General features: G+C 41.0%; 17 protein-coding genes. 5 read left to right on the forward strand and 12 right to left on the reverse strand.

Annotated features, from left to right (window positions below; all coding sequences use genetic code 11):
- Positions 1-40: 40 nt before the first annotated feature.
- The 7 genes from VB118_09850 to VB118_09880 all read right to left on the reverse strand — a co-directional run bounded on the left by VB118_09850 (position 41) and on the right by VB118_09880 (position 8532).
- Complete coding sequence (locus VB118_09850; GenBank protein ID MEA4832900.1) at positions 41-583, reverse strand: 3'-5' exonuclease; 543 nt, start codon at positions 581-583, stop codon at positions 41-43.
- Between the two features lie 3 nt (positions 584-586).
- A complete protein-coding gene (locus VB118_09855; GenBank protein ID MEA4832901.1) occupies positions 587-2245 on the reverse strand; it encodes an ATP-dependent helicase in 1659 nt (552 codons plus the stop codon).
- A 134-nt stretch (positions 2246-2379) separates the two neighbouring features.
- On the reverse strand, positions 2380-2886 hold the full coding sequence (locus VB118_09860) for an ImmA/IrrE family metallo-endopeptidase (protein ID MEA4832902.1): 507 nt from the start codon (positions 2884-2886) through the stop codon (positions 2380-2382).
- A 34-nt stretch (positions 2887-2920) separates the two neighbouring features.
- A complete protein-coding gene (locus VB118_09865) occupies positions 2921-3334 on the reverse strand; it encodes a helix-turn-helix transcriptional regulator (GenBank protein MEA4832903.1) in 414 nt (137 codons plus the stop codon).
- 382 nt (positions 3335-3716) lie between these two features.
- Positions 3717-6254: a diguanylate cyclase gene (locus VB118_09870; GenBank protein ID MEA4832904.1), complete on the reverse strand. Its 2538-nt coding sequence runs from the start codon at positions 6252-6254 to the stop codon at positions 3717-3719.
- On the reverse strand, positions 6254-7900 hold the full coding sequence (locus VB118_09875) for a GH3 auxin-responsive promoter family protein (GenBank protein ID MEA4832905.1): 1647 nt from the start codon (positions 7898-7900) through the stop codon (positions 6254-6256). The genes VB118_09870 and VB118_09875 overlap by 1 nt, the downstream gene beginning before the upstream one ends.
- On the reverse strand, positions 7897-8532 hold the full coding sequence (locus VB118_09880) for a hypothetical protein (GenBank protein ID MEA4832906.1): 636 nt from the start codon (positions 8530-8532) through the stop codon (positions 7897-7899). Before VB118_09880 ends, VB118_09875 begins: the two co-directional genes overlap by 4 nt.
- Before the next feature lie 683 nt (positions 8533-9215).
- Between VB118_09880 and VB118_09885 the strand changes: the two genes are divergently transcribed.
- Genes VB118_09885 through VB118_09895 form a run of 3 tightly spaced genes read left to right on the forward strand, consistent with a single transcriptional unit; the run spans position 9216 to position 14586 of the window.
- Entirely contained in the window at positions 9216-11693 is a 2478-nt protein-coding gene (locus tag VB118_09885) for an ATP-binding cassette domain-containing protein (protein MEA4832907.1), read from the forward strand.
- A gap of 18 nt (positions 11694-11711) precedes the next feature.
- A complete protein-coding gene (locus VB118_09890; protein ID MEA4832908.1) occupies positions 11712-12302 on the forward strand; it encodes a DUF1854 domain-containing protein in 591 nt (196 codons plus the stop codon).
- 13 nt (positions 12303-12315) lie between these two features.
- A complete protein-coding gene (locus tag VB118_09895) occupies positions 12316-14586 on the forward strand; it encodes an ABC transporter ATP-binding protein (protein ID MEA4832909.1) in 2271 nt (756 codons plus the stop codon).
- A 382-nt stretch (positions 14587-14968) separates the two neighbouring features.
- Here the strand turns inward: VB118_09895 and VB118_09900 are convergent, their stop codons facing one another.
- The 3 genes from VB118_09900 to safA form a co-directional block, all read right to left on the reverse strand.
- A complete protein-coding gene (locus VB118_09900; GenBank protein ID MEA4832910.1) occupies positions 14969-15517 on the reverse strand; it encodes a hypothetical protein in 549 nt (182 codons plus the stop codon).
- Between the two features lie 21 nt (positions 15518-15538).
- Positions 15539-16318: a hypothetical protein gene (locus tag VB118_09905; GenBank protein ID MEA4832911.1), complete on the reverse strand. Its 780-nt coding sequence runs from the start codon at positions 16316-16318 to the stop codon at positions 15539-15541.
- Positions 16319-16682: 364 nt separating this feature from the next.
- Complete coding sequence (gene safA, locus VB118_09910; GenBank protein ID MEA4832912.1) at positions 16683-17294, reverse strand: SafA/ExsA family spore coat assembly protein; 612 nt, start codon at positions 17292-17294, stop codon at positions 16683-16685.
- Between the two features lie 441 nt (positions 17295-17735).
- Here safA and VB118_09915 point away from each other — a divergent pair, with 441 nt between their 5' ends.
- Positions 17736-18182 (forward strand): LytTR family DNA-binding domain-containing protein, encoded by a 447-nt coding sequence (locus tag VB118_09915; GenBank protein ID MEA4832913.1) that lies wholly within the window; start codon positions 17736-17738, stop codon positions 18180-18182.
- Between the two features lie 12 nt (positions 18183-18194).
- On the forward strand, positions 18195-18869 hold the full coding sequence (locus VB118_09920; GenBank protein ID MEA4832914.1) for a hypothetical protein: 675 nt from the start codon (positions 18195-18197) through the stop codon (positions 18867-18869).
- Between the two features lie 308 nt (positions 18870-19177).
- Here VB118_09920 and VB118_09925 read toward each other — a convergent pair whose 3' ends face one another.
- Together VB118_09925 and VB118_09930 are read right to left on the reverse strand one after the other, a co-directional pair.
- Positions 19178-19801 carry a helix-turn-helix domain-containing protein gene (locus VB118_09925; GenBank protein MEA4832915.1) on the reverse strand — a complete coding sequence of 208 codons (624 nt, stop codon included), beginning with the start codon at positions 19799-19801 and terminating at the stop codon, positions 19178-19180.
- 185 nt (positions 19802-19986) lie between these two features.
- Positions 19987-21486, reverse strand: coding sequence for a hypothetical protein (locus VB118_09930; GenBank protein ID MEA4832916.1), 1500 nt, complete (start codon positions 21484-21486; stop codon positions 19987-19989).
- Positions 21487-21497: the final 11 nt, after the last annotated feature.

Consider the following 21497-nt stretch of genomic DNA (forward strand, 5'->3'; position numbering starts at 1 on the left):
TATTTGATTGTATAATATTCAATCAATATATTGCAGAATATTAAAAAACTTGCGATAATCCATTATAATCAAACCTTATAGGCTTAATTCCTATTAAAAACCGGATCATATATGTCTTTGTAAGCTCGTCGATTTCTTCAATGACACCCTCGCCAAAAGCTTTGTGCTTTACATTCGTGCCAACAGGTAATATTTTCATTGCGGACGGCTTATGCATTACAGTCTGTAAGGCATGCTCTTCCATAATATCCTCACTGATATGACCAATCCTGGTGATATGTTCATCATTGATATCAAACAGGAATCGGGATGGCGTTTTCATATAGCCACGGAAACCGAAGCCTTCGCTTTCGGTCATGTAAAGCTGCTTTTTCGCACGGGTCATGGCGACATAACAAAGCCGTCGTTCTTCTTCCAGAGCTTCCTCCCTCCTCTCTTCAAGGGAACGGGCGGATGGAAAGATCTTTTCTGAAAGTCCGGAGATAATGACAGTATGAAATTCCAACCCTTTTGAAATATGCGATGTCATGATTTTAACACTATCTTTTTTATCATCTTCCTCGATATCCCGTTGAAGTGACACATCCTACAAAAATGCCGAAAGAGTCAGCGGTTCACCATAATCGGCTTCCAACGCGACAATGGAACGCATTAGTTCGGATACATTATCAAGCCTGTCCATTTCACCGCTTTCACGGATGTATTGTTCATATCCGGTTTCAAATAACAATTTTTGTAGCAATTCGGATACTTGCGCGGTTTTGGCATATTCTTTCATATTCTCGATAATATGTATAAATTCCTTCGCGCCTGAGCCTTTAAATACCGAATTGTCAATATACTTTTGTAAAATATCATACATGGTTACATTATCCGCATCAGCTTGCGATTTTATAAATGCAAGCTTGTTTTTACCCATCTTACGGCGGGGTACGTTCACCACGCGTTTGAAAGACAGATCATCGCTGTATTCCACAAGCCGGAGATACGACAGCACATCTTTTATCTCCCTTCGCTCATAAAATCCTACACCGCCGAATACCACATACGGGATATTTTGTTTTAAAAATCCTTGTTCAATAAACCGCGAAACATAGGCGGAACGATATAGAACCGCAATATCGGAGTATTTACCGCCTTTTTTTACATGATCTTTAATTTTACCTGCGATATAACCGATCTCATCGGTATCGTTTTTACCATGATAATGCTCGACCGCCGCACCGCTTTCATTCTGCGTATGTAATTCCTTTTCAATACGGTTCTGGTTTTTGGCAATAAGGTCATTTGAAGCTTCCAAAATTTCTGGTGTCGATCGATAATTCTGATTGAGGAATATTGTTTTAAAATCAGCCTTTAGCGCCCCGATTTCGTGATCCGCGAAATATGACGGTGCTTCTCCGGAAAAATATTTACGGATATTATCTTCAAATTCCAATAAAACTTCCATACGTGAGCCGCGCCATTCGTAAATATTCTGATCGGGATCGCCCACAACAAAGAAATTCTGATGAAGGTCTGTCAATGTGCGGATAAGCTTGAATTCCTTCATGGTAATATCCTGAAATTCGTCTACCATCACATAATGCAGCCGCTTCTGCCATTTTTGCAGGATATCCTCATGCTTCTTGAATAAATATATCGTAAAATTGATAAGATCGAAGAAGTCCAGCCCAAAATACTTTTTCTGCTTTTCCATGTAACGAAATATAACTTTTTGACGCAAATCCTTTGGTTCCACCATGCCAATTTCATTACCCGGGACAGCCATGTAATTCATGTAATCGCCCAGATTCTTTTCGTATCGAATTTGGTCGATCATAAATTCAAAGGTAGCGGTATCCATTTTTATACCGAGTTCTTCATACACTTCTTCTAAAATACTTTTTTGATCGGTATTATCCAAAACAACAAAGCTTTCAGGATAAAATAATCGCCCGATGTCCTCACGTAAAACACGGGTGCAGAAAGAATGAAGCGTAGACACGAACGAAGTATCTATGCCGTCGCCAAGCAGCCGGCGCAGCCTGACTTTCATTTCGCGTGCAGCCTTGTTTGTGAAGGTTATGCAAAGAATGCCGGCAGGAGAAACTCCCAGCTCCTCTACAATATAAGCGTATCTAGCTGTCAGAGCACGTGTTTTGCCGCTGCCTGCGCCGGCAATGACACGGACATATCCTTCGGTTTGAATAACCGCTTGTTTTTGCTGTTCATTCAGGCTTGATATGATTTCATCTATATTCATGTTATTACATCACTTCGTTCGGTGTCTATAAAAACGGCAATTATAGAAGTTTATATAAGAGAGAAAAGTCCATATACCAAAGCCTTTTCTCACTTTAAGCGGTAACTATTTAATTGCCGAGTTAATAATTGTTCTCAGGCCAGAAAGCCAGATTTGAATTCGAGCGGCCTGAATTTATATCCTTGTATGATCAATGTTCTTACTTTAATCGCCAATAAATTTATATCCGTGTACATTGCGCGTGAAAGCTGTTCCGCGCTCAGTCCTGTTTTAATCAGCTCAAGCAACTCATCTGTATCAATAAGCAGCTCTGAAGCAAAAACATTTGCCTCAAGCTCCGTTTTATTTTCTATTCTGTACAGATCATATTCATGGAGCGTATCCTTTGACGCAAGATCGCGGTGCAGCATATCATGTCCCAGCTCATGCGCGCATACGATTTTTTGCAAAGTTTCATTTAAATTTGAGTTAATAAAAATAAACCGACTTCTCTTTATGACTCTGTACATACCTTTTAGTTCAGTAAAATTGTCTCTTTTCAGAACGTGAATATTCAGAACACGGGATATCGCGAACGGATTTCTCGTTTCATATTTTCTTTGAAGTTCATTTGCGATTTCGGTGATTTCATCATAATCCATATTTTGATTATGCCTTTCTTTATTGTCATATGAATCATTTATCTTCAGTGTTCTTTTTTGGTGAATACTTTCTGCAGTCGTTTTTGGCTATCCAATAAGCCTCACTCAAGGCCTGCATCGCCGCATCCCTGTCTTCATCGGATAACTTACCGCCCGCAAATAAGCCCGCCACTTCGGATACGAGCTTTTTTATTTCTTTTTGTTCGGTATATCCTCCTTTTTCTCCGGCCTCCACTATATATCCGCCTTCTTCTCCAAGCAAATATTCAGTCGTCGTGTTCAATGCAGAGGCAAGCCTGAGGACAATATCAAGGCTGTTAGGATATCTCTTTCCGGATTCATAATTTTGAACTGAACGAAGATGAACCCCCGCGCAATTTGCGAGCTCCGTCTGGCTCAGTCCAGCCTCGATTCTTTTTTCTTTAAGTCTTTCTGATAACTGTGTCATACAGCATCCTTTCATAGGCGATACGCATTATCGTGTGCTTTTTTATTATACACAAGCACACGATGTTTGTCAATACCGTTTTATATTTATTTTTAAAGCTTATTTGATAATATCAGTTCTCGCTTAGCGGTATATATCGCGACCGATTTTTCAACCACGAAAACCCATATAAATTCCGACATACAAAAAACCGAAGGTTTAATTTCCCTCCGGCTTTAGCTTTGTAACTATTCTATTGATTTTCAAACACTGTAATCAAAAATCGCAATTTATAAAAATGGCTTTGGTATATGGACTTTTCTCACAATTACGAGCGTAAACGCAATTTCGAATGCAATTGTATGTAATGAAAATGAATAATAACCGTGCGTGGAATGAACGGTCAGGCGCTTACAGAATGACGGGCTTTCTGTATTTTTATAACTCCATCGTCCAACAGCTTAACAAATTCCATTGCAAGCTCAGGATCGAACTGCTTTCCCGCGCCGGCGCATATCTGCTGTGAAGCATATTCCAGTGTGTATTCTTTTTTATAGGATCGGATGGATGTCATCGCGTCAAACGCGTCCGCAATGGCAAGACATCTTGCTCCGACAGGTATTTCCTTGCCCTTCAGCTTCCTTGGATAACCGGTTCCGTCCCAACGCTCATGGTGACCGATAACAACAGGTATCACATAATCGAGGCTTGGAAGATGACGAACAATCGCTATTGAATGCTCAACGTGTGTTTTCATTATTTCATATTCTTCATTGTTCAGCATTCCCGGCTTACTGAGAATATGCTCCGGTATTGCGATTTTACCGATGTCATGAAGAAGCGCGGCTTCGTTTATCAATTGAATATGTTCGGGATCGAGGTTTATCGCGCGGGCAAGCGCGGTTGCGTAATAGGCGACATTCTGGCTGTGATTGAACGTATAATGATCCTTTGCGTCTATCGCGGCCGTCAAAGCGTATATCGTCGGTGCGAAGTCATCGTAATTACCAGTGACGAGTCTGTTCTCTTTTCCTTTAACATCGGATAATGTGAGCTCCTGTCTTGAATACACGACGGTCTTATCCTTGCCCGTGCGCTTGGCATTGTAAACAGCCATATCGGTGTATTGTATAAGCTCGTCTACATTCGAAGCGCTGAAAGGAATTGTACAAATGCCGCAGCTGAAAGTAAGTGTTTTAAGTCTGGCGGAGCCGTCGGCGGAATCGGTGGCGGAAATCTGTGCGCGTATCTGTTCGGCAATCGAATAAGCTCTGTGAGTATCCGCGTTGGGAAGACATACCGCAAATTCTTTCCCGCCGTAACGACCGGAAATTCCCGAAGCTCCGACTGTCGAAGATATGATTTCCGCAACGCGGACAAGCGCAAGGTCGCCTTCATGAGAGCCGTAAAGCTGATTATACAGCTTAAAATCGTCAAGATTCAGAAAAATGAGCGAAAGCAACGAGTTCTTGCATTCCTCATATTTTTCGTTCAGCTTTTCCATAAAACAGCGGCGATTAAGCAGCCCGGTGAGATAATCCGTGCACGCGTCCTTCAATGCCTGCTCATATAGCTTTGCATTTTTTATCGCGACAGAAGCAATGGACGATACGGATTCCAGGAAAGATATATCGTCATATGTGTAATCTGTTCCTTTTGTCTTTGAGCTTATCATTATAATACCGATTAGCTCGTTGTCTTTTTTTAATGACAGCATGGCGGCAATCCCGAGATCGGAAAGCAGCTTTTTCTCGCTGTCCCACATTGATTTATAAACCGAAGATCGTTTAAAGTCATGCAGGATCAATGCTTTGTCATGGTCTCTGAGCCATCCCACACATGGGTTATCCACAGAAAGCATAAAGCTTTTTATATCGAGCGGAGTGGTTGAGCATGTTGTGGCGAAAGAAGCGCGATCAGCTGTTTCCAGGCACACATAAACCTTTCTGACGTTTATTCCGTTGATAATTACACCGACCATAAGCTCGGATATTTCGGAAAGATTCAAGCTTCGGGAAACAAGCAGTGAGAAATCTCTCAGCTGTTGAGACTGAACCTGTTCGTCGCGCAGGAATAGATTGTTTAATATACGATGTAGCCCGAAATATGTCACCATTATAATTACGGCAAAGACAATCGAAATCACCAATGTCTTGTTGTTTTCAAACATCGGAAGATAGTCTGAAACAAACTTTTCCATCGGACGAATCAAATATGCGGATAGAGCGGAGCCGAGCACCATGGCCATAAGTAAAACCACACCGCGCGAAACGAGCAGAGTCATTCTAAAAAGGCGTTTGCGGTAAAGCGAATAGAACATACAGAGAGCAAAAGCCGCGCCGGAAAGGGTGTCCCAAGGGAAATAATTATTTTTGATTATCGAAAGCAGATTGCCGACGACAAGAAGCGGAAGCCCCCATATTATAGGTATGAGACTTGAAATCGTAATGTCATTTTTCTTTATTCCGTTTATGACAGTCATCACACCGCAAAATAAAATGAATATGATCAAAAGAGTCGGTACCGCGATACGCCACGTCATAGTGTATTCAAAAATTTTATTGCCGTCTTTTTCAACAAGTATGGGAACATCGAGGAAAAATTCAAAATGAGTAAACACCAGCATCAGTATTGTGCCAGAGCATAAAGTAAACCACATGAACCTGTCTTTTGATTCGACAAAATTATACATAAAGTTGAAAACAAGAAACGGAGCGGCAAACAGCGCCAGCAGCGATACCTCATACCAGAATCTATATCCAGGAGCCACAAAAAGGCGCATAAACATAGATCCGCCTATCCATAACGCAAAGCATACGAGCAGAAGGACAAATGATCTGATCAGCTTGTTCTTTTTTGCGGAAAGCAATGCTATCAGCAAGAACATATACATGGATACCGCAATAATGGGTATCCATACATACGGTATGGTATCGTTCATTAGCCTCCTCCTTTTCTTCCTGTATCATTTGATCCCAGCTTTTCAAATTCGAGCAGATCCGATATATCCAGTGAAGCCGGATTGATGCGGCGGATCGGCTTTCTGCGGTATTCGGTATATTTTTCAAATGTGCCGCATTTGATAATTGTAATCTGAAGCGGTTCGATGCCGAGCATCTTTTTGAGATCGTGGTAATCGGTATCGAAGTATTTAAAATATGTTTCGAGGTGTTCTTTTAATAATCCGGCTGAAACCGCAATAGCCGCAAGGCGTGATTCGTCAATTTCCGCATACAAATGCATAAATGGACGTTTTTGTGAATCATACTCTTTTTTAGCTGTCCAATCAGAAACGGCGACGCCTGACAGTCTTATGACATCAGATATTGATGCCTCGGTTATCCGAGTGAATCCCGCGATATCGATTACGTCGGGAACTCTGTCAATGTATACGAGCCTCGGCAGAGATGTATCCGGATCGCCCGAGCTTCCGACGCAGCGGAACATGTCGCCCACTCTGTATCTCATAAAAGCTCCGCCCTTGAGAACGGAAATAACAAGCTCATATATACCGCCCTCACAAAGCTCGTTTAATAAAACCGTGCGCGGTTCATACGATTTGTCGTCGATGTTTTTATATACCTCGGCTTCCGGTATAAACTCGTAAAAGCAGGTGTCAGGGAAAAAAACCATTCCGTTTCTCGCGGGCGTTTCCGTTCCGATTATGGACGGCTCGGTTCCGGCGAAAATTTCAAGTGGCTTCACGCCCCATTCATCAGCAAGGAAGCTCTTGTATGAAGCGGTGTCCGTACCGGCGCACACCAGTGATTTAAGGCTGAACAGATCTCTGGGCTTAATGTCACGAGATTCCTTCTGCGAAATATATTTCGCGTGTATAAATCGGAACAGCATCTTCGGAGACATTTTAGTTATTTTTTTCAGCAATCCGCTTCCTGTCGAACCGCTTTTCAACATGGATGAAAAATTAACGGTTACGTAATGAATAACGCTGGACATTCCGAAAAAAACGTCTATGCCCTTTTGCATGCCCATCTTAAAGCCGAGTCTGTTTCGTTCGCCAAATGACATTTTCAACGCCTCTGAAACCGGCGGTAAAAAATTAAACTCTATCTCTTCTTTAAATACATGAGGGAACAGTCCCGTCACATACGGCAGCGGGGCGAGACCGAACAGCACCCGGTCTCCGTTTTTCAGGCGTGTGCGCTTATTTGAATCCGCCGAGGAAATCGTCGAAACGCTCATCAGGTTGTTTTTAAAAACTTCAAGCATTGCAGCCGTGTACGGAGCAAGCTTTATCTGGTGCTTTCCGCCTTCCCATGTGGTTTGCAGCCAAATCACCGGCTCGGCCGGGAGCATATCCGAACGCTTCGCGAGGAGAATATCCGCATAATTATAATAATCGGTCAGCGGACATTTTTTCCGGAATTCATCAACGGTCATATTTTGCGTAAAAGAACCGGGAATTATCTCCTTCGCTATTCCGCTTTTCAACCATGCGGAAATCTGTTCTTCAAACAGCCTGTATTGGATACGCATGTATTCATCGATAGAAAGACCCAAAAAATTGCAATATTCGTACCATATCTCATTTTTTTGATTTTTTTGAACACGCTGACCGTAATTCATCGCGGTTTTCCCCCTCTCCGCTTAAATTGATTGTCTTTATAAAACTGTATGCACTTGCCGAGTGAAGCTTTGTTCGGTATGATAAAAGGAACCTCGACACGATATGAACCGTAATCCTCATACAGCTTTGGAAAAAAACATCTGTCCTGAACAAAAACATAAATTGTATTCAGAGCCGTAAAAGCCGCGCCGGCAATCAAAAGCGAAGGCTTTGAAAGAGAAGCTGACGTGAAAACGTAAAAGGCAAAAAGCAGAACCACCCCGGGATGGCGGCACGCGCCATATACACCGGTTCTGCATAACGCGTTCTTTGATCCGCCGACATATGCTCCCCCAAAATCGAAAGCAAAAAAAAGCGTGAATATCAAAAGCGCGAGTGAAAGCATCGCAAGAATCCCGAAGATCGCCGCAGCAGCGGGAATAAGTCCGTAATACAACGGATCTTTACCGAAAACGAGCGCCGCAGACGCAGCGGTGATGAGTATACACCCGATTAAAAAGAACGAACGTGGCAGTTTTCTGTTCTTTGTGATCTGGTTGTAATCATAAAACAGAAAAAGCGGAAACGCGAGGCATCCAAGGCATGTTATCATGGCAGTAATCACAATCATCCGGAAATATAGATATATCAATGTTTATTTTCTCTTGCAAGCAATGCGGTTCAGAGCGTCCATGGCTCAAATTATTAAAGCGAGTATAATCATCGTTTTATAGGAAATCCATTTACCAGTGTTTTTCTCTTAAAACGGTTATTGTATTATAATGTTAATAAACATCAAATAAATAACTGTGATTCTTAGATTTGCCGTGCGATGCACAATTGTCTTATTAAGCGTGATTATTCTATTGCTCATTAATAAACTAAAGCTTTGATAATACCAAAGTAATCAATTTATAATTATAACTATATGTAAATAAATTACAGGAATTGTTGTTTGGCAACAATTCGCAATTTTTCCCTATATTATATATTATAACACATTTCATACGATATTTCAACATAATTTTTAATAAGCTTGGAATAAATTTTTACATTATATTTACAATTAAAGTAGAACAGCAAATGCAAAATTATAGTATAAAAAGTCGCTTAATATCTAAAAGTTAATTTATATTACAGTATTGTTACAAACATTGACATTATTTTCAATATATGGTATATTTATCGAGGCTGTTTCTTGCATATCGTCATTCCTTTATTCAGATAACCCGGAGCATTCCTGTCGACCGGCAGAATATTTTACATTTTATGTATTATTGATTTACAGTTAAAACCATTGCGACCGCTTTTTTAAAGAAAGGCATAAGGTGAATTTTGAAAGCTTACGAAAAAATACCTAACGAGGTTATTGCATCGTTATCCGAAAAGGGCATTTCGGAAAGCGATATATTGTTGTGCGTCCGTTCCGATATGTCGCGGGACGCCTCCTATTGTGATTGTTATGCCGTTCTGACAAATGACGCAATAGCAACACTCGCGGTTTCCGAAGGAATCGCCAGAAACGATGCCGCGCCTTTTTTTACCTTAAAACGAATCAAACCTATTCTGTACGAGTACGGTTTTGAATATTATCCTCTCGATGAGCTCCGCGATCTGAAAATTACGGAATATATCTCATCCGGGCGTCTTTCCGCGCGCGCCGCCACCCCTGAAGAACGCGAAGCGTCAAGGAAAGCCAGAGAGGAAAAGATTAAATCCAAGTCTGCAGAATCCGTTAAAAAGGACCCGGACACAATTCCTCCCGTTCCCGACAAACCCGCCGAACAGGAGAAGTCCGCCTCCGCAGATAAACCCACCGAGCCGGAAAAGCCTTCCGACCGCATTTCAATACTATATTTTACAAACATAAAAAAAGATGAAATATTGACCTTTATCGCCTGTGCGGATAAAGTCAGGGAGGAAGGCTCTTTTCCGGACGAACTGGCTGAAAAAAACCGCGATCAGTTCTGTCCGAAATGCGGCAACCGTTATCCTGATCCCGATAAGAAAATATGCCCGAAATGCATGGACAAGGGCAAGCTTGTAAAAAAGCTCCTGCCGTTTTTCTCGCGTTACAGAAAACAACTACTGCTTGTATTCTTAACGATCATAATAACTACCGGAATGGAGCTTTTATCCCCGTATATCGGAGGAAAGATATTTTACGATGAGGTACTCAGTACCGAAGGCAGCATGTATGGCCAGATAGGGCTTGTCCTGATTATAATGATAGGCACAAGCTTATTATCAAGCGTATTTCAGATGATAAACGGGATAATTAACGCGCGTATTACCGCATCTGTCACATACGACCTGAAAAAAACCATATTCGCCTGCTTCGGACGTCTTTCGCTTGCGTTTTTTACAGGTCGTCAGACAGGCGGACTCATGACTCAGGTAAACGGCGACGCGAATACTCTGTATTGGTTTTTCTGCGATGGATTCCCATATTTGTGTTCAAACATTATAAAGCTGATAGGAATAATTGTGCTTTTATGCGCGATTAATTTAAAGCTGACGCTGATGACGCTGCTTCCCATTCCTATTTTTATCGCTCTTTACCGTATTATTTTAATGCTGTTTGAAAAGCTTTACGCAAGAAATTACTCAAAATACCGCGCATTTAATTCGATAGTGGCGGATGTTCTTTCCGGTATGAGAATAGTGAAGGCTTTTTCCCGCGAATCGGTTGAAATAAAGCGTTTTGATAAAAAAAGCCGTGATTATTCCGACTCTAACGTCCACATCTCGAAAATAGAATACACTGTGTTCCCTTTGCTTTACTTTCTGATGAATCTCGGCTCGTATCTTATATTTATATTCGGCGGATGGTATGTGATCAGATATTCGATAACAGCCGGCGTCGAAGGCATCTCCTATGGTACCTTTATGCTATTTCTTTCGTATATGAACATAATCTACGGTCCTCTCGGCTTTCTTTCCGAGGTGTCAGGCTGGTGGGCCCGCTGTATCAACGCAATACAGCGCCTGTTTGAAATACTCGAAGCAAAAGCCGATGTCGAAGAATCCGCTTCTCCGGCGGCCATCGACGGCGGAGTTAAAGGCAGGATTGAATTTAAAAACGTAGGATTTTCATATATAAAAAATAAAAAAACAATTGACAATGTCTCTTTTACCGTAGAACCCGGAAAAACACTCGGAATTGTAGGGCATACGGGCGCGGGAAAATCCACTCTGGCAAATCTCTTGACTCGGCTTTATGACGCTTCCGAAGGAGAGATATTAATCGACGGCGTCAATATAAAGAATCTGTCATTCAAAGAGCTTCATGACAGCATTGCCATAGTAAGCCAGGAAACATATCTCTTCAGAGGCACAATCCTCGACAATATACGCTACGCGCGTCCGGACGCGACATATGACGAGGTAATAGCCGCCTCTAAGGCTGCCGGAGCGCACGGATTCATAATAAAATATCCGGACGGGTATGACACAATGGTCGGGATGGACTATAAAGGTCTTTCCGGCGGAGAACGCCAGAGAGTCAGTATTGCCCGCGCCATCCTGAAAAATCCGACGGTCCTTATTCTTGACGAAGCGACTGCCGCAATGGATACGCAGACCGAACGTATGATACAAGCGGCTTTATCCGAAATCACCAAGGGAAAGACGACCATCATCATCGCTCACAGACTGTCCACTCTGCGTGACGCCGACAACCTGATTGTAATTGAAAACGGCAAAATGACAGAAAGCGGAACCCATACCGAGCTGTTATTAAAAAAAGGCACCTACAGCAAGCTTTATAAGCTTCAGCTCGAAGCGCTTAAGACCATCGGAATAAACGAATGAGGCGAAAGGAGCAAACACATGGAAGAAAATGACAAATCATTGAAGGATATAATAAGGCTCGGCTTTCTCGATCCCGTCAATAGCAGCTTTTCAATGTCAGAAAACGGATTTCTGATGCTCTGCAGAAAACCCACGGAAAAGCCGGAAACCGAAACTGTATCCGAATCAGGCTCAGAGCCTAAAGCGGATGTCAAAAGCAATGAAAGCACAGAGGAAAGAGTGATCCTTCACCGCGCATTCCCTTTTGACAAGCCTGACGAATATATATCCGTGCTCAATGAAAAGCAGGAGGAAATCGGATTGATAAAATCATTGGGCGATTTTAACGCAGAAACACAGGCGGTTCTCCACGCCGAGCTTGATAAAAAATACTTTGTATTTTTTATCAATTCAATCGAATCCGTCAAGGAGAGATTCGGATATTCATATTGGATATGTGAGAGCGATTGCGGGAAAATCCGTTTTACGCTCAGAGACACCTTCAGAAGCATAGTGAAGATCACTCCAGACAGGATCTTCATGCAGGATGTCGACGGCTGCAGATATGAAATAAAAAGCCTTGCAGCTCTTGACGCAAAAAGCTTTCATAAAATAGAGCTGTATATCTGACAGTCGGAGGAACATGAAGAAACCAAACAAAGCAGCCGTACATCACGGAAAGGGAAAGCCGCGTGAATCGGCGATGGACGTCCTTTCCCTTGAGGAACGCGCGGCACAGCTAATTGAGATAAAATTCAAAGCAAAATGCGCCTTCGTTCTCGCCACAGATTTAAACCATGAAAACGAGATTGGCCCCGGTTGTTTCTGTGTATGCGAAAACGCTTTATACACTGTTCGAGATGATCCGGCAGGAGGATATGAAGTAACCGAAATCGCAAAACAGCCGTTGTCCGATGTGAAATTCAATCCTTATGTCGGCTATATCGCAATAGAATGTAAAAAAGAAGGAAAGCCTTACGAGCTTTGCCGTTCTACATACCGCTGTAAACTCGCTTTTTCCGAAGCGGCAAAATGGATGAGAATCTATTTAGCAGGCGAAATACCGTTTTCACAAATTAAGTATAAAAAGCGCCGAAGCACGTGTCCGAAATGCGGAATGCCCTACGTAGGTGAAAGTGAAGTATGTTATGACTGCACGGACAAAAAGGCAACCGTTAAACAACTTTTCAAAGTCGCGAAGCCTCAGCTTCCTCTTTTCGCAGTTTCAATATTTTTATTCATTATAACTACCCTTCTCGGTGTTGTCATACCCAATATCCAGCGTGTGGGAATCGACGATTACATAAAGAGCCCTTCTCCTGAAACCGTTACTTTTTCCTCGCTGCTGTTGGTGGTGCTTTCAATTGCCGGGATAGCATTGCTTATTCAGTTATTATCAATTCTGAGAAACAATCTGCTTGCCACAGTCGGCAATAAAACGGTAATCACGCTGCGCAGCATGCTTTATCAGAAAATACAGTTGATGTCGGTGGCGAGTATTTCACGACGTTCCGCAGGAGAATTGATAAACAGAGTAACCGGAGACACGCAGCAGATAAGCGATTTCATGACGTGGAATCTGCCGAGCATTATCGAACAGACTCTCATGTTTGTAGTCGTCGGTGTTGCCATGTTTATTTACAACGCTCCACTTGCCCTGCTCATACTTATTCCTGTTCCTCTTGTTGTGCTGATGTTTAAATCAATATGGCATTATGCTCACAGAGTGTATCATCGCCAATGGATAGCCGACGCCAACGCGAGTACTGTTCTCCATGATATATTTCAAGGAGTACGCGTCGTTAAGGTGTTCGGGACCGAACAGCGCGAGATCGAAAAATATAATACTTCCATAAAAACTGTCGCGGACATTCAAATCAAAAACGAAACTATATGGAACACGATAATGCCATATGCAAATTTCTTGCTCGGCGCAGGCAGCTTTATCGTACTGTATTATGTCGGCGGCAGAATTCTGGCCGGCGAAATGACTCTCGGCGAGATGCAGATGTTTTCGTATTACACAGGCATTTTATACGGTCCTCTTCGCTGGGCAGCGCATCTCCCGAGAATGATCCAACAGGCGCTTACTTCAATTTCAAAGGTTTTCGAGATAATCAATGAAGAAACGGATGTAAAGGATACTGTCAAGCCGGTTGATTTGAAAATACGCGGCGAGGTAGAATTTGATAACGCTTCCTTCGGATATACCGAAGTAGAGGATGTTCTAAAAAACATAACCCTGAGTATCAAGCCCGGCGAAATGCTCGGAATTGTCGGAAAATCCGGCGTGGGTAAAAGCACACTGATCAATCTCGTCATGCGTCTCTACGATGTCAGAAGCGGATGCGTTAAAATCGACGGCGTGGATATACGCGATATATCCCAAAGCTCGCTCAGAAGCCAGATCGGTGTCGTACTGCAGGAGACGTTTCTTTTTACCGGATCGGTTTATGACAATATTGCATATGCAAAACCCGATGCGACACACGAAGAGGTCATTTCCGCCTCAAAGCTTGCCAATGCGCACAATTTCATAATGAAGCTGCCAGATTCATACAATACCTATGTCGGGGAAAAAGGGTATACTCTGTCAGGCGGCGAACGGCAGCGCATAGCCATTGCGCGCGCCGTTCTCCATAATCCAAAGATACTGATACTTGATGAAGCCACAAGCGCGCTCGACACAGAGACAGAAAAAATGATCCAGGACTCTCTTGCCGAGCTTACTAAAAACAGAACTACGCTTGCCATAGCGCACAGGCTGTCAACTTTGCGCAACGCAACAAAGCTCGTCGTACTTGACGAGGGACGCGTCGCCGAATTCGGCACGCATGAAGAGCTGATGCATAAAAACGGCATTTACTACAACCTTGTTATGGCCCAGAGGCAAATGAACAAGCTCTCGAAGTGACAAGATGTCTTCTGAACAATCAAAAACACATATGGCTGTAAGGAATATACGTAAAACATAATTGTTCAGAAGGGGCTGCAGCAAAACGAAATTTTTGCTACAGCCCCTTTTTAATATTATAAATGGTACGAATAAGGCGTAAAAAAAACGATTATTCACATTTGCAATCAAAAAAACACATATTTTAAAACATAACTCAAAACGAGATTACTCCATTCGGTGTGTATTCATTTTATTTATCTTTTATAAGGACGCGTATCTTCTTTACTTAAAGTGTATGCCAAATAAACCCGCATGGCATAAACCGCGCGGGTTTTAATACGGGACCTATCTCTCTTACAGAGCAAGGAATAATTACCGCATTAATATTCTACATTAAATATTAATCAGCTTCTGTAAAAGTTATATGCTCCAGAATATAAGAATAATCAGAGCTCAAGCTGTCAAATGTGTCAGCGAGATCTCCTAAAGTAATAGCAGTGACTTTGTTGTTAAGCAAGAAATAAACATATATATATTTCATCTCAAAGCTGCCGGCCTTGCAGGTGAACGATGTTTTGACAGCGTCTTTCCCGCCTATCTTTATGTACTCGTTTTCGCCGACTTTTTCAAAACCGGTAAACGTATTCCTGAATATTTCATTGGCTTCATCAACAATTCCGTCAAGAGTTTTTTTGCTGAAGGATTCTTCTTTTATTATTAGGCTTGCGGTATTTTTCATATACTGATGCTCCAGAACGGAGCCTTCAAGCTTATTCCAGCCTTCCGGCAGGGAAACAGCGATTTTTAAATTTGAATCTTCATTGCCGCTTGCAACGTCTCCGCCTGTTATCTGATCAGTGGGGTTTTCCTCTGTTTTTGCTTTCTCGCAGGAAAAAAAAGCACAGAAAATAATCAAAACAGATACTATAATTAAAAATGTTCTTTTCACTGATTTCACCTCTTATATAATTTAATCGTCGCATTGGGGAAGAACGACGTTTGCAAGACTGAATTCGGTGCAGACATAATCGAATCCGCCGCGTTCTCCGTTTGCAGATGCCTCCACCGAATACTTAAGACATACTCCTGTGTCTTTATCTATATAGAATTCTATAGTCGATGAAACTCCCCAGTCGGCGGCATTAAGAACATATTTATCGCATGTGCGTCCGCATACTGTATCGGTGCCTTTACTTGAAAGATCATCCTCATAGTCCTGATAATACGACATAAACGAAAATACAGCTTCCGCGGAGTTTTTTACTTCATCTTCAGTTAAAGTAATACCCTCTAATTTCGAGAATTTGCCGGTTTCTTCGTCCTTTGTGCACAACACATAACCGTCACCTTCCTTCAGATACATGAATTCGCCTCCGTCATTCAGCTCATAATAGTATCCGGTTTCATTCTTCTTTATAGAAACAACGGCTGTGCCTGTTTCTTCATTGTTTTCATAATATGTAAAATTGTATGTTACGGAATAATCGCTTCCGAGATGATCGGATATATATTCGTTATTGTAAGCAAATTCGCTATCTTCGTCGTTTTCGCCATTCTGGAGTGTATCTTCTTCACCATCCTGATATGTAGCTTCTCCGTTATCCTGATGCGTGTTTTCATTGGTTAAAACGCCATTTTGATCATCATTGTCTTTTGTCTTTCCGCCTCCGAAATCAATTTTGAGAGCAGAGCATCCGGCAAACATTAAAACTATAGTAATGCAAAGTAAAGCAGCAAGCAATTTTTTCATGTGTGTTCTCCTAAAATATAGTTATATCACGCGCTGATTATAAGACATTCAAACTGCTTTTTCAATTCAATAATTATAATGAGCCGTTCAAATCGCATAATTAGAACTAATGATATGTGTGTTCAGAGCGGCTTTTTGGCCTGATCGGTAGACTTCTACAGTTCTGTGGGTACAGCAACATAGGACGCCCAAAAACATGCCATAAAATATATGCTGTATCATTCGCCGCCCGAAACAATGGTTTAATATTACGATGAATGCGGCTTCTTATTAGATAAAATGTTATACAAGAGAGAAAAGCCCATATACCAGAGCTTTTCTCTTATAAAGCTGTAATTAATAAATCATTTTTTAATAAGCCGTTTTAACCGATGAACATTTGTGTCCAGTAAGATCCATCCGCAACATATCCGACACCTATCTCAGTAAACGAAGCGTTCAGAATATTCGCACGGTGTCCGCTCGAATTCATCCAGCCGTCAACCACGGCTTGAGGTGTTTTATATCCCTGAGCGATATTTTCTCCGGCTGTCCTGAATGAAATTCCGAAGTTCCTGATCATATCGAAAGGAGATCCGTAAGTCGGGCTTGTGTGTGAAAAATACTTTTTATCGTGCATATCCTGAGATTTATACCTCGCGACTCTTGACAGCTGCCAGTTTGCGGTCAGCTTTGCCAAGCCGTTTTTAACGCGTATCTGATTTACAAGATCGATCACCTGCTGTTCATATGATGTCGTCTGGGTGTTTGTCAGCGGCACATATACCTTGTCGCCGGGGTATATCAGATTAGGATTTTTAAACTGCGGGTTTGCTGATATGATCTCGCTTAATCCGACTTGATATCTCACAGATATTTTCCAAAGGCTGTCACCGCGAACTACCGTATACGTTACGGTTTCGGCGCCCACACAGAAAACGGTTGTGAATGAAGCCAGTATGAGAAAGACCGCAAATAATATTAATTTCTTCTTCATTTATATAAGTCATGCCTTTCCGCCGAACCGCATACTTTTTGACGGTTTCGGCTTGAAAAAAATGCGGTTTCAAACTTTTTTACTTTTATGGTTTATTATTAATGCGTTATTGTTAAACAGTAATTTGAATAATATTTTTAATAGAGAAAAGCCCATATGTATGAGCTTATTTCTCTTTAAACGGTAATTACTTTATGCCTTGTTAATAAATTGCGCATTATTTATAAAAGCCTGTCATAATTATCTGCAGTAATGACGATAAATATACTCCTGTAATATTTAACAGCATTTCATAATAACGCATTTAAATACAATGAATATCAAATCAATTAATGTAAATCGAGCGGTAATATATGCAAAGTGTTCGCAATTCATTGACTTGCTTTTGAATATAAATATAATAATAGTATAGCGTTGATTCACTGCATCAAGGAGGATCAAATGAACGTCAAATTGCTTGTGAGTTCTAAAAATTATAAAGAACTTGAGAAATATCTCAAGGAAAAAGGAATTCAAGTTGACGATGATGCCGAATTTATATTATCGGAATCGAAAAAGGCAATTGATAGCCTAATCGGCAAAAACAACGGAATTATCTACCGTATAGAAACAGAAGATATTATTTATATCGAAAGCTTTGGGCACGATGTCATATTACATACAAAAGATCAAAGCTTCAATCTGTCTGAAAGGCTCTATATTCTGGAAAATCTACTTGATCCTGTAAAATTCATACGAATAAGTAATTCTGTCATTATCTCCAAGAATAAAATCGTTAAGATCACTCCGACATTCTCATCCAAATTTATCTTAACTCTTGCAGACGGGAGCAATGTTGATGTCACGCGCAGTTATTACTGCTTTTTTAAAGAACATATCGGTATATAAGGAGTATTTATCATGTCGAATATTATAACTGCCTGTTTAATATTATTCGCTGTCATCCCTGTCGCTTCTGTAATATATTACTTAATTTATAAAATTGCCATAAACAGAGCGCTTATCGGGGCAGAAAACCACAGCCGGCGTCTGCCTTCCCCGCTTGCTTTTTTTGTCGCCGCCGTGATGATCGCCTTTTTAATATTGAGCGCTGTATTTATAATTTCAAAAATCAAAAGCGACAATATAAATGTCAATGAAAACAAATCATATTTTAATTTCACTCAAGTGCTAAAAAACAATGAGGATAATTACGGAAATATTTATTCGGTAGATTACAACATCGGATATGACAAAAAAACTGAGAAATCAGGAGATATTACCTTCACATATTTTATAAGCAAATCTCCATATGATACTTATCATCCGACATTTATTGTTTTTGCCGAATACAATGGGGACAAAAATATACATCACAGCGGACTGAACGGGACATTTTATAATGTAGACAATAAATTGATCGGCGGTTATGGTTGTTCCGGAGGAAATGGCGACAATTTAATCTGCATTATCGGAGATGCAACCGACGATTGTATTTTTGAATTCACCGCGGCTTTTTCTGCTACTAATAAAAAGGAGGAAAATCTGAAGGATGCTGATGTCTGTGAAACATTGCGGTTCTGTATCGGTAATTAGTACTTTTTGTTATCTCAGCATTTAAATAACTACAGTTAAAGAGAGAAAAACCTCTGGTATATGGGCTTTTCTCTCTAATAAAACAAAGCTTATTTAACGCTACAACGAACGATAGAGATTATACGGAACATTACTAACAAATCAACTTCGTAACAAGCCAAAAATCCACGTAACCCATTGCATTAAAAAGCATTTCATTAGGAACGTGCTTTTAAGGATAAAAAGAATTTGTACATACAAATTCCTGCTTGATAATGTGTGAGACATATAATAAAATTGAACTGAATTTTATCTGCGACTTACTTAACTCATTTACAATCTCCAAGTAAAATATTTTTTATATTTATGTTTATCTCATCTTCACTAATATTCTTTGATATTAGAGGTTGTATTACTTCACGGCTTTCCCTTGTGTGCGGAAGTGTAGACGCAAGTAAATTGGCCTTTTCAGTCTTTCCACACTTTAAATATAAAAAACAGAGTATAGCACGAGATGTTGATTTTTGCTTTTCATTAACAGAAATCGGAAGGCCCTTCTCCATTAAATCTATAGCTTCTTCAGTCTTTCCTTGTAATGCCAGTACTCCTGACAGACCAAGAATCATACCCGGTTTATTCGGATAAATTAGTAATGCATCGCGATAAACCTGCTCTGCTGATTGATAATCACCGCTTTGCTGAAACTCATTTGCAGTTTTATGGATATTATAACGTGTTTTTTCTGCACGAATCGTATCCATACCAACAAGTATGTCAATACTTGTTTCAAATATATTTGCCAAAGCCGGTAAAAAAGTAATGTCCGGATAGCAATCGCCTCTCTCCCACTTTGAAACGCTCTGTGGGGTAATATTGAGGTATTCAGCAACATCCTCTTGAGTTAGGTTTTTTAAAATGCGATATCTCTTTAAATTTTCAGATAAATATAACATGGTAATTCTCCTTACGGTTTTGATCACCTATATATTATCACAAACAAGTATATTTTCAATGACGCATCAGTTGTTATTAATTTCAACCCAATAACAGAGCACGCCGAAAGACCAATACTTCTTTCGGCGTGCTCTGATTCGTCCTTAGGAACGCATCGCATTTGAAGTGTTTTTTTGTGCGTTAATTATCTTCTGAAAGCGACGACTTCGTCTGTCCTTTCCATGCTGAGAATTTTCCCTGTATTATCAAACTCATAACGGTAAACATAGCTTGCTCCGCCTATTGTAAACGAGCTTGTCATCGGAGAGAAAAATGTGTCTGTTATGTTTTCCACACTCCAAATCAAATTCCCTTCATCGCTTATTGACAAAGCGGCGCCGAGGGAGCCTTTAGCAGAGTAAAATTCACGGGGGACGCCGCTTTCAATATCGCATTCAAGCAATACGGCAGTGAAATTATCCCGGACACGCTTCGTCAGCTCATCGTTAGGGATATTCAAATAATTATTGTCAAAGATATAATTCAGCACCGCCGCAATATCATACCGTCCTCCGGCTGTACCTTTACCTTCATTCAGCTTCGGCACAGAATAAGCGCTCAGATATACACTGCCGCCATATTCAATCATTCCGGTAATAAAATATTCATTATCGTCGGACGAATATGTGAAAGAATCCGAAAGAGAGCCGTCAGGATTTACTTTCATCATAATATTTCCGGTTTCATTATTATTCAGTAATATCAAATATCCGTCGCCGAGCTTTACCGCCGACTTTATTGCGGAGTTTCCAATTTCATTTTCTTTGAAACTGATAACAGATCCATTCATATCGAGCTTTGAAAAGCATATGGATTTAAAATCGCAGCGGCTGAATACAGTTATCCTGTCGCCTTCATAAATCACACTCTCGATATATTCGTTTTTTTGCGCGTTTGTAAGGGCTTTTTCCCAAAGGACTTTTCCGTCGGAATCAACCAACGCGATAAATCCGTTCGTTTTCTGTGCCGAAGAATACGTAAGATTTTGTCCAAACGCGATCGTTTTGCCGTCCGCATCAACGCATTTTCCATCCACATAAAATCCAAGCTCAGTTTTCCATACTTCACGTCCGTCGACATATTTGGTCAATATTGTTTTATCGAATACATCAAATCCGAGAACGGAATCAAATTTATTGATCTCCTCGCTTTTATATTCTATTCCTTTCCCGGTTTGCGGGGTGATGATATAATAGCCGTTGTTTTTATAATTCCAAAGATTCTCCAGATCCTCTGGCGTGGGATCTTCTCTGAATATTTCATGTCCGCCGACGTTTTTTTCAATTACTTCCGCGGTTTTGCCGTAAACGAATTTTCCGGTGGAAATATCGCGGTATACATTCTTGATATCGCTTCTCGTAAGCCCGTCCGCGTTCAGATTGTTTTCATTGAAAAACGCGACAGCCGCATTATATTCCCTTTCCTCCGCCGCCGCTGTCAATACGGAAACACCTCCGATAACAAACGTCAGAACAAGAGCTGCCAATATCGCGGCGCGGAGCCTGAATTTTCTTTTTATGGGCGCCGTATATTGCACCTCGGGTGTTTTCAATGCTTCCGGGCAAAATGACAGAATTTTATCTTTGTCCGGCATTGGAATACTGTCAAGCTTTTGTACGATGGTTTTGATCTTTTTGGTTTTCATTTCTGTTCCCT

The organism is Oscillospiraceae bacterium, from assembly GCA_034925865.1.
Taxonomy (GTDB): Bacteria; Bacillota; Clostridia; order Oscillospirales; family SIG627; genus SIG704.

Bases quoted from the DNA above. Each gene is read 5' to 3' on its own strand.
- VB118_09855 (MEA4832901.1), bottom strand. From the start codon at position 2,245: ATGAATATAGATGAAATCATATCAAGCCTGAATGAACAGCAAAAACAA.
- VB118_09860 (MEA4832902.1), bottom strand. From the start codon at position 2,886: ATGGATTATGATGAAATCACCGAAATCGCAAATGAACTTCAAAGAAAA.
- VB118_09865 (MEA4832903.1), bottom strand. From the start codon at position 3,334: ATGACACAGTTATCAGAAAGACTTAAAGAAAAAAGAATCGAGGCTGGA.
- VB118_09870 (MEA4832904.1), bottom strand. From the start codon at position 6,254: ATGAACGATACCATACCGTATGTATGGATACCCATTATTGCGGTATCC.
- VB118_09875 (MEA4832905.1), bottom strand. From the start codon at position 7,900: ATGAATTACGGTCAGCGTGTTCAAAAAAATCAAAAAAATGAGATATGG.
- VB118_09890 (MEA4832908.1), top strand. From the start codon at position 11,712: ATGGAAGAAAATGACAAATCATTGAAGGATATAATAAGGCTCGGCTTT.
- VB118_09895 (MEA4832909.1), top strand. From the start codon at position 12,316: ATGAAGAAACCAAACAAAGCAGCCGTACATCACGGAAAGGGAAAGCCG.
- VB118_09905 (MEA4832911.1), bottom strand. From the start codon at position 16,318: ATGAAAAAATTGCTTGCTGCTTTACTTTGCATTACTATAGTTTTAATG.
- safA (MEA4832912.1), bottom strand. From the start codon at position 17,294: ATGAAGAAGAAATTAATATTATTTGCGGTCTTTCTCATACTGGCTTCA.
- VB118_09915 (MEA4832913.1), top strand. From the start codon at position 17,736: ATGAACGTCAAATTGCTTGTGAGTTCTAAAAATTATAAAGAACTTGAG.
- VB118_09920 (MEA4832914.1), top strand. From the start codon at position 18,195: ATGTCGAATATTATAACTGCCTGTTTAATATTATTCGCTGTCATCCCT.
- VB118_09925 (MEA4832915.1), bottom strand. From the start codon at position 19,801: ATGTTATATTTATCTGAAAATTTAAAGAGATATCGCATTTTAAAAAAC.
- VB118_09930 (MEA4832916.1), bottom strand. From the start codon at position 21,486: ATGAAAACCAAAAAGATCAAAACCATCGTACAAAAGCTTGACAGTATT.